The sequence below is a fragment of the Pseudomonas sp. R32 genome (genome assembly GCF_009866705.1).
Classification (GTDB): Bacteria; Pseudomonadota; Gammaproteobacteria; order Pseudomonadales; family Pseudomonadaceae; genus Aquipseudomonas; species Aquipseudomonas donghuensis.
Genome location: NZ_CP019396.1, coordinates 5,006,048 through 5,023,012 on the forward strand (window position 1 = coordinate 5,006,048; position 16,965 = coordinate 5,023,012).

The following is a 16,965-nucleotide window of genomic DNA, read 5'->3' on the forward strand; positions in this document are numbered from 1 at the left end:
CTCATCCTTTTTTGTTGATCGGCGGCTCCGGTTGTTTATCGCCGGTCACCTCCCGATACCACAGCTCATGGTGTTTTTTCGCCCAGGCGCGGCTGACCCCGCCATGCAACATGGCGCTGGCCGAACCCTTGATCCAGATGCCCGCGTAAATGTGGACGATGATGCTCAGCACCAGCACGAACGCCGCCAGCGCATGCAGCAAGGTCGCCAGGCGAATCGAGCCGATGCCGAAGTAGCTGCTGAAGTAAGCGCGCCAGATCACCACGCCGCTGATCAACAGCACCAGCATGCACAGCAGCAAGGTCCAGAACAGCAGCTTTTGCCCGGGGTTGTACTTGCCGATCGGCGGTACGCCCTCCTCTTCGTTGCGCATTACCCGGTCGATGCGTTTGAGCCACAGGCGATCGTTGGCGATAAAGTAATTCGCCCGCCAGAAACGCAGCACCAGGCCAAGAAAGAACACGAACATCAACACGCCCATGAACGGATGCAATATGCGCGTCCAGGGCCCGCCGCCGAACAGATGGCTGAGCCAGTACAGCGCCGGGTGAAACAGCGCCAGCCCCGACAACGCGGCCATGATGAAGAGGATCGCCACCAGCCAGTGGTTGGTCCGCTCGTTGGCGTTGTAGCGCTGGATCGGTTTGTCGTTCATGGTCGCTCCTCCCCTTGCCCACCTGGCCGGTTCGGGTCATAGACATGCACCGCAGGGTCGACCACATGCACGCTGGTATCCGGCGGGCTGGGGTGCTCGTCTTCCTCGACCCGTTGCGGGCCGACGCGCACATAATGGAAGAACCCGGCCAGCACCGCCGCGCCCATGGCCAGCAGCGCCAGAGGCTTGGTCACGCCTTTCCACAAACCCACCAGCGGGCTGATGATGGGCTGGTCTGGAAGGCCGGCATACACGCGTGGCGTATCGGCGTGATGCAGCACATACATCACGTGGGTACCGCCGACACCATCGGGGTCATACAAACCAGCGTTGTCGAAGCCACGCGACTTGAGGTCGACGATGCGCTCGGCGGCATGCTCCTTCATGTCCTGCTTGCTGCCAAAGACAATGGCGCCGGTCGGGCAGGTTTTCACGCAGGCCGGCTCCAGCCCCACCGACACCCGGTCGGAACACAGGGTGCACTTGTAGGCCTTGTGGTCCTTCTGCGAGATCCGCGGGATATTGAACGGGCAGCCGGTGATGCAGTAACCGCAGCCGATGCAGTGGTCCTGGTTGAAGTCGACGATGCCGTTGGCATGCTTGATGATCGCCCCCGGGCTCGGGCAGGCCTTCAGGCACCCAGGCTCGGCGCAGTGCATGCAGCCGTCCTTACGGATCAGCCACTCCAGGTTGCCCTCGTCGGTCTCGTGCTCGGTGAAGCGCATGAGGGTCCAGGTCTCGGCGCTCAGGTCCTGTGGGTTGTCGTAGGTGCCATGGTTGTGACCGACCTCGTCACGCAGCTCGTTCCATTCCGAACAGGCCACCTGGCAGGCTTTGCATCCGATGCACTTGGTGGTGTCGATCAGCTTGGCCACTTCCTCCTGCTGACGGATCGACGAAGGGGCGGTGGTGGTGGCCGAACGGGCGATGATGTCTTGGCTGGCCATCAGATTTTCTCCACATTGACCAGGAACGACTTCGATTCCGGGGTCTGGGTGTTGCCATCACCGAGGAACGGCACCAGGGTGTTGGTCAGGTAGCCGTGCCGGGTTACCCCGGTAAACCCCCAGTGCAACGGAATGCCGATCTGGTGCACGGTCTGGTTGTTGACCTGCAGCGGACGAATCCGCTTGGTCACCACCGCGACTGCCTCGATATGCCCACGCTTGCAGGAGACCCGTACCCGGTCACCGGCGGCGATACCCTTCTCCTTGGCCAGGGCTTCGCCGATCTCGACAAACTGCTCGGGCTGGGTCACGGCGTTGATCGGACAGTGCTTGGTCCAGAAGTGGAAGTGCTCGGTCAGGCGGTAGCTGGTGGCCGCGTAAGGGAAGTCCTTGGCTTGCCCCAGGCTGTCCCACACCGAATCGAACACCCGCCCGGCCGGGTTGCTGGTCGCCTGCTTGTTGTTCGGGTGCAACGGGTTGATCCCGATTGGCGTCTCGAACGGCTCGTAATGCTCGGGGAATGGCCCTTCGGCCATCTTGTCCAGGGCAAAGAAGCGCGCGACCCCTTCAGGGTTCATGATGAACGGGTTCATCCCCGACTCCGGCGCCGCATCGACCTTGAAGTCCGGCACGTCGGTGCCGCCCCACGCCTTGCCGTTCCACCACACCAGGCGCTTGTTCGGCGCCCACGGCTTGCCTTGAGGGTCGGCCGAGGCACGGTTGTAGAGAATCCGCCGGTTCATCGGCCAGGCCCAGGCCCAGCCCAGGTTTTGCTTCATCCCATACGGGTCGGCGTTGTCGCGCCGGGCCATCTGGTTACCCTGCTCGGTCCAGCTGCCGGAGAAAATCCAGCAACCGGAGGCGGTGCTGCCATCGTCCTTGAGCTGGGCGAAGCCGGCCAGTTGCTGCCCGGCCTTGACCAGCGCCCCCGAGGCATCGGTGACATCGGCCACGGCGTAGCCACTGAACTCCTTGGCGATTTCTTCCGGCGTCGGTTCTTCGGGCACCTTGTAGGGCCAGTTGAGCTTGAGGATCGACTCGGCCCAAGCGCCGCCGTCGCGCTGATAACGCTCGCGCAGGCGCAGGAACAGCTCGCTCATGATGCGCACGTCGGTACGCGCCTGTCCCGGCCCTTCGGCGCCCTTCCAGTGCCATTGCAACCAGCGGCTGCTGTTGACCAGCGAGCCATCCTCCTCGGCAAAGCAGGTGGTGGGCAGGCGAATGACTTCGGTCTGGATACTGGCCGTTTCGACATCGTTGAACGGCCCGGCATTGCGCCAGAACTCCGAGGTCTCGGTGGCCAGTGGGTCCATCACCACCAGCCACTTGAGCTTGCTCAGGGCGGCGGTAACACGGTTCTTGTCGGGCAAGGCGGCAATCGGATTGAAGCCCTGGCAGAAGTAACCGTTGACCTGCTCCTTGGCCATCATGTCGAACATTTTCAACACGTCGTAACCGGGGATATCCAGCTTCGGCAGGTAGTCATAGCCCCAGTTGTTCTCGACCGTGGCGTTGGCGCCATACCAGGCCTTCATCAGGCTGACATGGAACTTGCCATAGTTCTGCCAGTAGGACAGCTGCCCCGGCCGCAGTGCCTTGGGCGCACGCTTGGCGATGTAGGCGTTGTAGTCTTGCTCGGCATCCGCGGGCAGGGTCAGGTAACCGGGCAGCAGGTTGGACAACAGCCCAAGGTCTGTCAGCCCCTGGATATTGGAGTGCCCACGCAAGGCGTTGACTCCGCCACCCGGCATGCCGACGTTGCCCAGTAGCAACTGGACCATGGCGGCACTGCGGATGATCTGCGAGCCGATCGAATGCTGAGTCCAGCCCAGGGCATAAAGAATCGTCATGGTCTTGCCCGGTTGCGAGCAAGTAGCGATCTCTTCCCAGATCTTGCGCATGCTGTCGGCCGGCATACCGCAGATCTGGCTGGCCAGTTCCAGGGTGTAGCGGCTGTAGTGCTGCTTCATCAACTGGTAGACACAGCGTGGGTCCTGCAGCGTCGGGTCGACCTTGGCAAAGCCGTCCTCGCCGATTTCGTAGCCCCAGCCGGACTTGTCGGTGTAACTGCGCTTGGCCGCGTCGTAACCACTGAACAGGCCGTCTTCGAAACTGAAACCGGCTTTGACGATAAACGACACATCGGTGTAGTTGCGCACGTACTCGTGCTGGATCTTGTCGTTGCTCAGCAGGAAATTGATCAACCCGCCCATGAAGGCAATATCACTGCCGGTGCGGATTGGCGCGTAATAGTCGGCCACCGACGCGGTTCGGGTAAAACGCGGGTCGACCACGATCAGACGGGCCTTGTTGTGGGCCTTGGCCTCGGTCACCCATTTGAAGCCACAGGGATGGGCTTCTGCAGCGTTGCCACCCATCACCAGGATCAGATTCGCGTTGGCGATATCGGTCCAGTGGTTGGTCATGGCTCCACGGCCGTACGTCGGGGCAAGACTTGCCACCGTCGGGCCATGTCAGACACGTGCCTGGTTATCGAACCCCAGCATGCCAAGGCTGCGAATGACCTTGTGGGTCATGTAGCCGGCTTCATTGGAAGACGCCGAGGCGGCCAGGAAGCCTACGCTCAGCCAGCGGTTGACGGTCTGGCCCTGGGCATTTTTCTCGATGAAGTTGGCGTCACGGTCGGCTTTCATCAGGTCGGCGACACGGTCAAGCGCGTCATCCCAGGAAATCCGTGTCCACTCGTTGCTCCCCGCCTTGCGCACCTGGGGGTACTGCAAACGGCTGGGGCTGTGGATAAAATCGAGCAGGCCGGCGCCTTTCGGGCACAGCGTACCGCGGTTCACCGGATGGTCGGCGTCGCCTTCGATATGGATGATGTTCTGCGCCACGTTCTTGGCCGCATCACCCTGGCTGTACATGATCAGGCCGCAGCCGACCGAGCAGTAGGGGCAGGTGTTGCGGGTTTCTTTGGTGTGCGCCAGCTTGAAGTGGCGCACCTGCTCGGCGAAGGCAGGTGTCGGGGCCATGCCCAACGCCGCCAGGCTCGAGCCTCCAAGGCCAACTGCTGCGACCTTGAAGAACTGCCGACGGTTGAGATCCATCGTGCACTCCTGATCAGGTGGTGGACGCGCGGTGCGTTGCCGGCGTCGCTTGAACGATCACGGTGGCGACATTACTGGCAGTCACCAGTTGATACTGTAGTCAAGATTCCTGACCAGCGTGCTGAAAATGGCTCATTGCCGCCGGCATCACCCTGTTCGCCCCGCTACAGGTTGCGCACGACGTTGAGCGCAGCGCTGCTCTGGGCCACCGGCATGATCTCGATCGAGTTGATGTTCAGATGCTCGGGTTGCCGGGCAATCCAGGACACGGTATTGGCAATGTCCTCGGGGCGAATGGCCTCGACATCTTTATACAGCGCTTCGACCGCTTCCATGTTGCCGTTCAGGCGCACCACCGAGAAGTCGGTCCCTGAACACAGGCCCGGCTCGATATTGCTCACCCGCACCCGGGTACCGGCCAGGTCGGCGCGCAGGTTCAGGCTGAACTGTTTGACGAAGGCCTTGCTGGCGCCATACACATTGCCCCCCGGATACGGGTAGGTGCCGGCAATCGAGCCGATATTGATGATCAGCCCGCTATTGGCCTCGACCATCCTCGGCAGGATGCGTTGGGTGATCAGGGCAAGGCCGGTGATGTTGGTGGCGATCATCCGTTCCCAGTTCTGGGGGTCGCACTGTTGCGCGCGCTCGATGCCCAGCGCCAGGCCGGCGTTGTTTACCAGGACATCGATAGACAACGAGGCTTGATTGATCTGCCCGATTGCCTTGTCCAGCGATGCCTTGTCGCTTACATCCAGCGCCAGCGGGATGAAGTGTTCGCCAAGCTCCTGCCCCAGCTGCATGAGTTTGTCCATGCGGCGTGCGCCGCCGATGACCCGGTAACCTTCGGCGATCAGTTGGCGACAGATGGCTTTGCCAAAACCGGCCGATGCGCCGGTCACAAATGCGGTTTTCATGCAGTTTTCCCCTTTATCAGCAGTTCAGGTCAGGTATTTCGCTCACACGAATCCCGTGTGCTGCCAGCTCAATTCGGTTAATGCATCGATCATTAGAAGCGATTGAATCGACTCAATCATTGTAATAACAGAAACAAAATCGACTCAATTTATTTCTGTCGCCGCGACCTTGCATACTGCCGAAAACAACATCCAACTAATTGATTTATATTGATATTCATGACAGTGAATTTTCACACTGCCGTTGCTTTCATAACAGTTTCCAGGCGAGAGCAGGCAGACGAAAACCAGATTGAATGCATTCAAAAAGACTCGATTACCCTTCGATTACTCTTAATCAAGGCTTTCATGCTAGGCTTGCGCGCTCATGTAGATTCTGGTGCTTTACCTATGTGGGTTCCTCAATACAGCGGCCATGCGCAGCCGGTTTACCTGATGATTGCCGATGCCCTGGAGCAGGACATCAGTACCGGGCACCTGAGCCCGGGCGATCGGCTGCCAACACTCAAGGACCTGGCTGAAACCCTGAAAGTCACCCCCGGCACCATTGGTCGCGCCTATGACGAGGCGGCCAAGCGCGGGCTGGTAATTGGTGAAGTCGGACGCGGGACATTTGTCCTGCAAGCCAATGCCAGGCCGGCCTCGCCCACACCGGGCACCAGCACCGACAGCGCCCAGATCGACCTGTCGATCATCAAGCCCAATGACGCCGACACGGGCGGATGGCTACGGGATGCGATTACCGAACTCGCGCAGTCAGCGGATTTGAGCCGCGTTCTGGACTACACCACCGACGGTGGTCATACCGTGCACAAGCAAGCCGGTGCCCGCTGGGTACAACGCAGCCTGCCAGAGGCACGGTGGCAGCAGATCATCCTCACGTCTGGCGCGCAGCATGGCTTGCTGGTGGCGATCAGTAGCCTGTCGAACACCAATGACGTGATTCTCTGCGAAGCGCATTGCTACCCCGGGATCATCTCCCTGGCCCACAGCCTGGATCGACGCCTCAAGGGCGTGCAGATCGACGAGTTCGGCCTGCTGCCCGACGCCTTCCGGGCCGCCTGCATCGAACACCGTCCGGCACTGCTGGTGTGCGTGACCACCCACCAGAACCCGACCAACTCGATCATGCCAGCGCAGCGCCGCGAGGCAATTGCCCAGATTGCCCGTGAACATGATGTGTTCATCATTGACGATGACATTTACGGGTTCCTGGAGGCCCAACCGGTGCACAAGCCGATCTCGGCCTATGCTCCCGAGCGCTCCATCTACCTGACCAGCCTGTCGAAAAGCATTCTGCCGGCACTGCGCATCGGCTACCTGTATGCGCCCCCTGAAACCCTCTCGCGCCTGTCGTCGATGGTACGCAGCAGCGTGTGGATGCCTTCGCCGCTGATGGCACAACTGGCCAGCAACCTGATCAACAGCGGCATGGGCGAACAACTGGTCAAGGTGCAACAGCAAGAGGCCGCCGCTCGGCAGCAAATGGCCAGGGACATTCTTGGCGGTTATCGGATTCGCAGCCAGCCCAACAGCTTCCATATCTGGCTGGAGTTGCCTGAGCCCTGGACCTGCGACGAATTTGCCAACCTGGCCCGGGCCCACGGCGTAACAGTAGTCAGCGGCAGTCAGTTCCTGGCCCAGCGCACCACCGCGACGAGCGGAGTACGCATTGCCCTGATGGCCCCGAGCCGCGCCGAACTGGGCTTTGCCCTGACCAAGCTGGCCAGCTTGCTGGCGTCTCCGGAGCCCCGCCTGTTCTATTGATGCCACATTGGCAAAACCCACAAGCAAGCCGCAGCCAGTTACCGGCTGCGGCTTTTGTTTGCGTTCCGACGCCCTGACGCCTTCGTCATCTCATTACCCCTCCCAAGTAGTCCGAAACTCCCATCTCGCCTGGGAGTATCGGCCGATGCGCGAGCTCCGGCGCTTATCCATAGTTGCGGCATGTACCAGTAGTAGGTCCACGATCCGGCGCCTATGCCTGGAATTGCTCAGGAGAAAGTCATGACTACACGCAAAAAAATAATAAAACCCACGAGCGACCTGACCGGTGACAGCAGTACCGATCTGCCCCCCCCCCACCAGGACGCCGTCGCGAGTAAAGACCAAAGCAATACCTTCATGAGCGATCCACCCTCCCTACAAACGCCAACCGTCACTACTGATCAAGCAGACTACGCCCCCGGCAGCACGGCCATCATCACCGCCAGCGGCTTCGCCGCCGGCAGCACAGTGGCGCTCGAAGTGGAGCACGCCACTGGCCCCGGCGCGGATAACGTGTGGGGCACGCCCGACGATGTACTCGATACCAACACCGGCGAGGGACATGAGCCTTGGTATGTGACCGACGGCGGTGCCGGCGATCTCGACGGCCAAGTCAACGGCAGCGTCACGACCTCGTGGTACGTGAACCCCGACGACTCGGCAGGCGCAACGTTCCTGCTCACCGCGGCCTCTGCAGGTGCCGATAGTCAGTTCGGTACCAGTGATGACGTTGTCGCGACAACGTCGTTTACCGACAGCGCCCTGAGTATCGTGGCGACGGGTGTGAACGTTACGCTGGACGAAACCGCCGGGTTGCAGAACAGCACGGCCACCGCAAGCCCTGCAGGAGACGCTGACGACAATGACATTCTGCTCACGGCGCTACCCTCGGCCTTCACTACTCGCTTGACAGCGCTGGGGGCAGGTACCGCAGCGGGTGCAGCCTTGAGTGGCTATACGGGTGCGGTGGGCAACACCGGCAGTGATGCGTTCACCATCACCGCGGCACCCGGCGGCAGCATTACCGATATCAGCTTCGTCGGCACCTCTGGCGCACCGCTCAATGGCCTGGACAGCGGACTCGATACCCTCAATGGCACCGATATCCTTCTCTATACCGATACCAACAACAACATCCTGCTGGGCCGAGCCGGGGGCCCAGCCGGCGCGATCGTGTTCGCGGCCTACATTCAAGAAAGCGGATCGCCGGTCACCGGCGGCAAGATATGGACCGTGGAATACCAGCCGCTCAAGCATCCGGACGCCAGTAACCCGGACGATGCCCTCAACCTGCTGAACAAGGTGTTCATCGGTGCTAGCCAGGATTTGGTATTCAGCCTGGCCAATGCGCCCTCCGGGCAGAACCTGTTCCTGATGTTCACGACGGCGACCCCGACTGTTGTCGACGTCGGTGGGGTCTTGCGGATCACGGACCCGACCATTATCGCCACCGGCAAGAACCCCGCCGACCAGTCAAGCGGCGCCAATATAACGACGGGCGACACAATCAATACCAGCCAGGCGGGTGGCCCGACCACCTTCGGCACCAACAACCAGATGATTACGGAACAGGAAGGCATCCGCTTTTCGTTCGTCACCGGTGCCAGGCAGAATGTGACCATTCCCAACCTGGATCAGAACGAAGCAGATGTTGAAGCCAACATCGACTTCACCAATGTCTTCAATACGAGGTCGGCCACGTTCGACGTCGTGCAGTTGCAAAGCGGCAAAAGCGCTATCGTAAAAATCAGCGCATTCAGCACCGCTGCTGAACCTGGCGCGAATTTCATCAACGGCTATGTGGGTGATGCGTCGGTTGCAATCAGCAATGTTCGCGTCATCAACATCAGCACCGGGCTGGTGATCGAAAACTCGGACGGCTCGGCGAATGATCCGGCCATTGTCATCAGCTTTGCTTCCGGGGTTGCGACCATCACCGGCGTTAAAGCCGGCTACAAAATTGAATACACCACAACGGCAGACCACAACCGCGTGCTCATCGAGAACGGCGCGGCCATCGACGCCAAGGGCACTAACCATGCCGATTTCGATATCGGTGGCTTCAAGCTGCTCCAAGTCTCTATTGCGAAAGCCGAAATCGGCTCGAAGATAATCTTCGAGGACGATGGCCCGAGCATCAGCACCACCGGCACAGAGCCGATACTGACAGTCGATGAAACCGTACTGGCGACCAACGCCACGCAGAGTTTTGCCGCCAACTTCACCTCGGCGTTTGGCGCCGATGGCGCCGGTACGCTGACCTATGCGCTGGGCGTGGTAGCCGGGGCCTCCGGGCTGACCGACACGGCCACTAATGAGGCAGTCAACCTGTCGCTCAATGGCACAGTGGTGGAAGGCCGCACGGCCACGACCAACCAACTGGTATTCACCGTCAGCGTTGCCGCCAACGGTGACGTCACCCTCGACCAGCTTCGCGCCGTAGTGCATTCCGACACCACCAATCCGGATGATTCCACCAGTTTGACCTCGGACAACCTGGTGACCCTGACGGCAACCAAAACCGACAGGGATGGCGACAGCGTCCAGGCCACCCTCAACATCGGGCAGAACCTGGTGTTCAAGGATGATGGGCCAAGTATCAGCACCACCGGCACTGAGCCGACGCTGACGGTGGACGAAACCGTACTGGCGACCAACGCCACACAGAACTTCGCCGCCAACTTCAGCTCGGCATTTGGCGCCGATGGCGCTGGCACGCTGACCTATGCGCTGGGCGTGGTAGCCGGGGCTTCCGGGCTGACCGACACGGCCACGAATGAGGCGGTGAACCTGTCGCTCAATGGCACAGTGGTGGAAGGCCGCACGGCCACGACCAACCAACTGGTGTTCACCGTCAGCGTCGCCGCCAACGGTGACGTCACCCTCGACCAGCTCCGCGCCGTAGTGCATTCCAACACCACCAATCCGGATGATTCCACCAGTTTGACCTCCGACAACCTGGTGACCCTGACGGCAACCAAGACCGACAGGGACGGCGACAGTGCCCAAGCCACCCTGAACATCGGGCAGAACCTGGTGTTCAAGGATGACGGCCCGAGCATCAACACCACCGGCACCGAGCCGATACTAACAGTCGATGAAACGGTACTGGCAACCAACGCCACGCAGAACTTCGCCGCCAACTTCAGCTCGGCGTTCGGCGCCGATGGCGCTGGCACCCTGACCTATGCGCTGGGCGTGGTAGCGGGGGCCTCCGGGCTGACCGACACGGCCACTAATGAGGCGGTCAACCTGTCGCTCAACAGCGGCGTGGTGGAGGGCCGCACGGCCACGACCAATCAACTGGTGTTCACCGTCAGCGTCGCCGCCAACGGTGACGTCACCCTCGATCAGCTTCGCGCCGTAGTGCATCCCAACACCACCAATCCTGATGATTCCACCAGCCTGACCTCGGACAACCTGGTCACCCTGACGGCAACCAAGACCGACAGGGAGGGCGACAGTGCCCAAGCGACCCTCAACATCGGGCAAAACCTGGTGTTCAAAGATGATGGGCCAAGCATCAACACCACCGGCACCGAACCGATACTAACAGTCGATGAAACGGTACTGGCAACCAACGCCACGCAGAGTTTTGCCGCCAACTTCAGCTCGGCGTTCGGCGCCGATGGCGCCGGCACGCTGACCTATGCGCTGGGCGTGGTAGCGGGGGCCTCCGGGCTGACCGACACGGCCACTAATGAGGCGGTCAACCTGTCGCTCAATGGCGGCGTGGTGGAGGGCCGCACGGCCACGACCAATCAACTGGTGTTCACCGTCAGCGTCGCCGCCAACGGTGACGTCACCCTCGACCAGCTCCGCGCCGTGGTCCATACCAACACCACCAATCCGGATGACTCCACCAGCCTGACCTCCGATAACCTGGTCACCCTGACGGCAACCAAAACCGACAGGGATGGCGACAGCGCCCAGGCCACCCTCAACATCGGGCAGAACCTGGTGTTCAAGGATGACGGGCCAAGCATCAACACCACCGGCACCGAGCCGATACTGACAGTCGATGAAACGGTACTGGCAACCAACGCCACGCAGAGTTTTGCCGCCAACTTCAGCTCGGCATTTGGCGCCGATGGCGCCGGTACGCTGACCTATGCGCTGGGCGTGGTGGCCGGGGCTTCCGGGCTGACCGACACGGCCACGAATGAGGCGGTGAACCTGTCGCTCAACAGCGGCGTGGTCGAAGGCCGCACGGCGACGACCAACCAATTGGTGTTCACCGTCAGCGTTGCCGCCAACGGTGATGTCACCCTCGATCAGCTTCGCGCCGTAGTGCATCCCAACACCACCAATCCGGATGATTCGACCAGCCTGACCTCCGACAACCTGGTGACCCTGACGGCAACCAAGACCGACAGGGACGGTGACAGCGCCCAGGCGACCCTCAACATCGGGCAGAACCTGGTGTTCAAGGATGACGGCCCGAGCATCAACACCACCGGCACCGAGCCGATACTGACAGTCGATGAAACGGTACTGGCAACCAACGCCACGCAGAACTTCGCCGCCAACTTCACCTCGGCGTTTGGCGCCGATGGTGCTGGCACGCTGACCTATGCGCTGGGCGTGGTAGCCGGGGCCTCCGGACTGACCGACACCGCCAGCGGTGAGGCGGTCAACCTGTCGCTTAATGGCACAGTAGTCGAAGGCCGCACGGCGACGACCAATCAACTGGTGTTCACCGTCAGCGTCGCCGCCAACGGTGACGTCACCCTCGACCAGCTCCGCGCCGTAGTGCATTCCAACACCACCAATCCGGATGATTCCACCAGTTTGACCTCGGACAACCTGGTGACCCTGACGGCAACCAAAACCGACAGGGACGGTGACAGCGCCCAGGCCACTCTGAACATCGGGCAAAACCTGGTGTTCAAGGATGATGGGCCAAGCATCAACACCACCGGTACGGAGCCGACACTGACAGTGGACGAAACGGTGCTGGCGACCAACGCCACGCAGAACTTCGCCGCCAACTTCAGCTCGGCGTTCGGCGCCGATGGCGCTGGCACCCTGACCTATGCGCTGGGCGTGGTAGCGGGGGCCTCCGGGCTGACCGATTCCGCCACTGGTGAGGCAGTCAACCTGTCGCTCAACGGCGGCGTGGTCGAAGGCCGCACGGCCACGACCAATCAACTGGTGCTCACCGTCAGCGTTGCCGCCAACGGTGACGTCACCCTCGACCAGCTCCGCGCCGTGATCCATCCCGACGCAACCAATCCGGATGACTCGACCAGCCTGGCCTCGGACAACCTGGTGACCCTGACGGCAACCAAGACCGACAAGGACGGTGACAGCGCCCAGGCCACCCTCAACATCGGGCAGAACCTGGTGATCAAGGACGACGGCCCGGCACTCGCATTCGGCAACCTGATCGGGACCGGTAGCGTCCTTGCGCAATACGGTTTCTGGAGCAAGTCGGCCGGCGCCGATGGGCTGGGGGCGACGGGCCTGAACATCTCGTTGGTCAATGGCCAGTTCACCCTCGTCAGGCCCGACAACACGACCACGACCGGGACCGGCACGCTCACCGAGCTGGTGCCCTCGCCGGACGTCAATGGTGCGTACCAGTTCGCCGGGACCTTGACCGGTGACTTCGACAACAACGCCGCAACGGCGGACACCACCGTCGACTACACGCTGACCGCCTTTGCCAATGGCAGCTATGCACTGGATCTGGTGCAAGGCTTCGGCTCGACGATCATGCTCAGCAGTGCCGACGGCGCGCTCGCTGCCGGCGGCCCGGACCCCGTACGCACCTTGTTGATTCCAGAGCCGGCTGACCTGACTATCCCTTCGCCCTCCGAGGAGATTGTGTTCTTTTCCGCCAAGGCGCTTGCGTCAACGGCGGACATCCTGACCGGCATTGGGCTGGGGAAACCCGACCCCCTCGAAACGGTGCTACAGACCGACCCCTTGCCCGCGTACATCGACCCCGCGTCCATGAACGTCAGCACATCCGGCATCGGCGTCGCCAATAACCTCTTCCAAGGGGACAACCTGGCGGCCATCAGCAACGCCGATGAAAGTTTCGTCATCAACCCGGAGAGCCTGCTGACAGCCATGAAGGTGTTCATCGACAACTCCGTGGGGGGATACACTACGGCAACAGAAGACCTGTACTACAGGATCTACTACGAGGATGGCACGTTCTCGAACCTCATCGAGGTCAACACCCTGACGCCGGAGGCTGGCGGGCAGGTATCCTTCCTCATTGAGAAGCAGGGCACGGCGCTGATCGATGCGGTGCAGCTGACGATGGCCAGGGGCGAGATCAAGATCCCGGTGATCCAGTTCATTCAGCAGAGCGAGAACCTGGCCAGCGATATCAAGCTGGCGTTCAATGCGACGCTGACGGACAAGGACGGGGACACGGCGACCAGTGCGTTCGACGCCAACCTGTTCGCCAACGACCCGACCGACGTCCTCTTCGACTACCGGTTGGTGGGTACGGGCGGTGAGCGGGATGCCTTCAACATCGATTTGTCCGCCGATGAGAACCTGTACCAGGTCACCGGCTTCGATGCGAGCCTAAGCCTGCGAGACACGCTGGTGCTCAACGGCGACCAGAACGCCGTTGTCCAATCGATCAACAACAGCGGTGCAGACAGCATCGTGACGGTTGCCGAGGCGGGCGGACAGACAACGACCATCACCTTGGTCGGGGTCGATCTGCTCAATAGCGACATTGTGTTTGGCGGCGCCTGAGGCAGCGCACGTGTGAAAGGATGCGAGGGTGGCGTGGCAACCCCCCTCGCATTACTTTTTGAAACTTCGACAACGTCAGCACCCTCAACCTGGGGCCCCTGCCCCGGTGATGGCCCAGGCGCCCCCAAAGCGTGCTCAAGCAGTCTTGTTTCGACGTGAAAATCAATCCCGCTCCACCCGGATGGATTCGGGCGGTTCTTCGTTGTTGTTGAGCCCGTGCTTCAGCGCGTACATCAGCAAGTCGATGCGATTGATCAGATTCAGCTTTTGATAGATGTTGCTGAGGTGGTTGTGCACGGTGTGCTCACTGATCCCCAGGCGCCCGGCAATACTCACGTATTTGGCGGACGGATCGCCCACGATGGCGCGAATCAGTTCCCTCTCGCGCAGCGTCAGACGCGCCTGTTTCGCCCGCTCCAGGTTATATTTCAAAGGTGTATGCACGGTCGCGGCATAGCCGGAAAGCCCACCGACCCAGGCTCTGTCCAGCCCACTGTTGTAATGGTGAACCTTGATGATGGCCTGGATGATCGACTCCGTCGGGTCTTCCGCCAGCACGATACCGCGTGCGCCCGCCTCTATCGCCTGGACAACGGGGACGGCTTCGTACAGGCCCTTGAGCACCAGCACTTTCATTTCAGCGTTGCGAGCGAGTCCCGCGACCACCTCCAGCGGGTTCAGCACGTCCAGAAAGAAACTGAAAAGAATGACATTGGGATGCAACTGATCGGCAAGATCCAGCGCATTGGTATAGGTGGTGGCCTCGCCGCTCACTTCCATCCGCGGCTTCCTGGCATTGATCAAGTCATGAAGCCCCATGAGAACCAGGGGACGACAATCGACCAGCATCACACGTATCGACTTTCTGTGGTTAGGCATGATGTTCCTGCCTCCCATGAAAAACGATCTATGACCTGCACCCGTTGACCTGGCAGGGCCAACGGCCCTGGGGCCACGTCTAGCCGTGGCATCGACAAGGGTTGCGGACGCGTCCCAAAGCCGGAAAGCGTCATCGAGACAACACAAATAGAAATAACTATCAATAGCTTACGCACGATGCTGTGCTCCCTAGAGCCCCTCAACTGAGTCTAGGTCAGCCCAACGCGCCGCCACCCACCCGCAGCAGACTCAAGCCTCATGCGGGGGGCCCGATCGATGCTTTCAAGGAGTGGCCCTAGCCCTCGGAAATCAAGGTCTTAGGCTCGCTACAGGCGGCCTGTAAGCACAGTCTGACACCGAGCAAGATCGTCAATTAACAGACGAATGGTGTGTAATTACATGCGCCAATAATGCAGTCGTCAATTTTTCGACTCCTCCCGTTTCTGCGAGCTCCATGAACCTGACCTGACAGCCCGCAGGGGTGAATGGATAAAGGCGCGCGCATTTAGTCGTCGCAGCCATGACCTGCCCGCTGATGAACATGACGTTTTCCGGCGCTAGGGCTGTAGATCATGGCAATCGGTTGGCGATCATCCGCTTTCAATGACCAGGCATGCTTTCGGCTAATACTCGGATTCAACGTCCGTTGCCTGGGCGGGGCTGCCGGGACTCAACCAGCCATTGACACTGTCGACACTTTCGGCTGGCGGTTTTCCCGCCCAGCGATTGAGGGTGAACACATTACTGAGGAATTCGTACTGCGTCTTGAGCAGGTCACGCCGAGCGCGGAACTCGTTGCGTACACTGGCCAGAACATCGACGGCATTGACCATCCCGTAGGTCAACGCTTTCTCTGCTGCCACCCTGGAGAGCTTTGCCGAGGCCAGGGCCAGACGATTGGCGTGGATTTTTTCGCCGTTCGAATTGGCAGTCAGGTAAGCGCTGGTGATCTCCTTGACCACCTGGCGCCGGATCGCTTCCAGCTCCTGCTCGGCGGTCAGCTGATCCTGGTAGAGCCCACGGACCCGCGCCGAGGTCGAGCCGCCGCTGTACAGCGGCACCTGAACGCCGATGCCAGCAACATAGCTGTCGGTACGCGGCGTCTGGGAGTTGTTGTAGCCCTCGTTGGTTTCTTGTGCGCTCAGGTTCAGGCTCACGGTCGGATAGTGCCCGCCCTTGCCACTGCGCAACGCGGCACCCGCGGCTTCGACACCACTCTCGCTGGCCTTGAGCGTCGGGTTTTGCGCTATACCCTCGCGGACCCAGTCCTCCATACTCTGCGCCGAAACCCGTAGCTGCGCGTCATCGCGTATCCGGTTGAGCTTCTCCTTGACTGGCCGGCCGACGATCTCCGCCAGTGCCTCGCGACTGATACTGGCCTGGTTGCGGGCATCCAGTTCCTGCGCCGCGAGCAAATCCACCCGAGCCTTGAGGTCGAGCTGGTCCGTCACCAACGCCAGCTGCTTTTCGTACAACGCATTGACTCGGTCCAGACTCTTTTGCGTGGTTCGACGTTCCGCCCTCACCAACTCCAGCTCATCCTCGGCCGCCAACGCGGTGAAGTAACGCCGCGCCAATTCCACAGTGGCCTCGGCCTGGGCATCCAGTGCTTGCGACTCGGACTGCCTGGCCAAGCTTTTGAATTTTTGGTAGTTCTCCCAGGCGGCCTTGTTGTAGAGGTACTGACGCAGCACCAGGCTGTAGCTTTCGCTATCGTAACTCTGCTGTATCAGGTCGTTTTCCTGGTGAATTCGGTTCGACCCGGCATTGAGCGATAATTGCGGCAACAGCGCCCCCATGGCCTCGCGTTGATGTTCCTTGCCCGCCTGCGCTTGCGCAAAAGAGGCCAATACCCGCGGGTCCTCCAGTCGCGCCTCGCGATACAACTGCATGAGGTCGGTAGAGAACGTAGAGGCACTGACCCCGGTCGATGCTGGTGCAGCGGTTTGCCCCAGGGCGGCACCCGCTGCAAGCATGAACACCCCCCCAAAAAGCACTGACGACATGCCCAC

At 60.9% G+C, this 16,965-nt stretch carries 8 protein-coding genes; 2 read left to right on the forward strand and 6 right to left on the reverse strand.

Annotation, left to right across the window (positions count from 1 at the left end):
* Position 1: 1 nt before the first annotated feature.
* The 4 genes from PspR32_RS23135 to PspR32_RS23150 form a co-directional block, all read right to left on the reverse strand.
* The gene (locus PspR32_RS23135) at positions 2–655 is read right to left on the reverse strand and encodes a formate dehydrogenase subunit gamma (RefSeq protein ID WP_010222816.1); all 654 of its coding nucleotides are present in this window, start codon (positions 653–655) and stop codon (positions 2–4) included.
* Positions 652–1,602 carry a formate dehydrogenase subunit beta gene (fdxH, locus tag PspR32_RS23140; protein WP_159389228.1) on the reverse strand — a complete coding sequence of 317 codons (951 nt, stop codon included), beginning with the start codon at positions 1,600–1,602 and terminating at the stop codon, positions 652–654. Before fdxH ends, PspR32_RS23135 begins: the two co-directional genes overlap by 4 nt.
* Positions 1,602–4,667, reverse strand: coding sequence for a formate dehydrogenase-N subunit alpha (gene fdnG, locus PspR32_RS23145; protein ID WP_159389229.1), 3,066 nt, complete (start codon positions 4,665–4,667; stop codon positions 1,602–1,604). Before fdnG ends, fdxH begins: the two co-directional genes overlap by 1 nt.
* Positions 4,668–4,831: 164 nt before the next feature.
* Complete coding sequence (locus PspR32_RS23150; protein WP_010222811.1) at positions 4,832–5,584, reverse strand: SDR family NAD(P)-dependent oxidoreductase; 753 nt, start codon at positions 5,582–5,584, stop codon at positions 4,832–4,834.
* 390 nt (positions 5,585–5,974) lie between these two features.
* Here PspR32_RS23150 and PspR32_RS23155 point away from each other — a divergent pair, with 390 nt between their 5' ends.
* Both PspR32_RS23155 and PspR32_RS23160 read left to right on the forward strand, forming a co-directional pair.
* Positions 5,975–7,351 (forward strand): aminotransferase-like domain-containing protein, encoded by a 1,377-nt coding sequence (locus PspR32_RS23155; protein ID WP_010222810.1) that lies wholly within the window; start codon positions 5,975–5,977, stop codon positions 7,349–7,351.
* A 357-nt stretch (positions 7,352–7,708) separates the two neighbouring features.
* Positions 7,709–14,074, forward strand: coding sequence for a DUF5801 repeats-in-toxin domain-containing protein (locus tag PspR32_RS23160; RefSeq protein WP_232531786.1), 6,366 nt, complete (start codon positions 7,709–7,711; stop codon positions 14,072–14,074).
* Between the two features lie 162 nt (positions 14,075–14,236).
* Here the strand turns inward: PspR32_RS23160 and PspR32_RS23165 are convergent, their stop codons facing one another.
* Positions 14,237–14,953: a response regulator transcription factor gene (locus PspR32_RS23165; protein WP_026001146.1), complete on the reverse strand. Its 717-nt coding sequence runs from the start codon at positions 14,951–14,953 to the stop codon at positions 14,237–14,239.
* 623 nt (positions 14,954–15,576) lie between these two features.
* Entirely contained in the window at positions 15,577–16,965 is a 1,389-nt protein-coding gene (locus tag PspR32_RS23170) for a TolC family outer membrane protein (RefSeq protein ID WP_026001145.1), read from the reverse strand.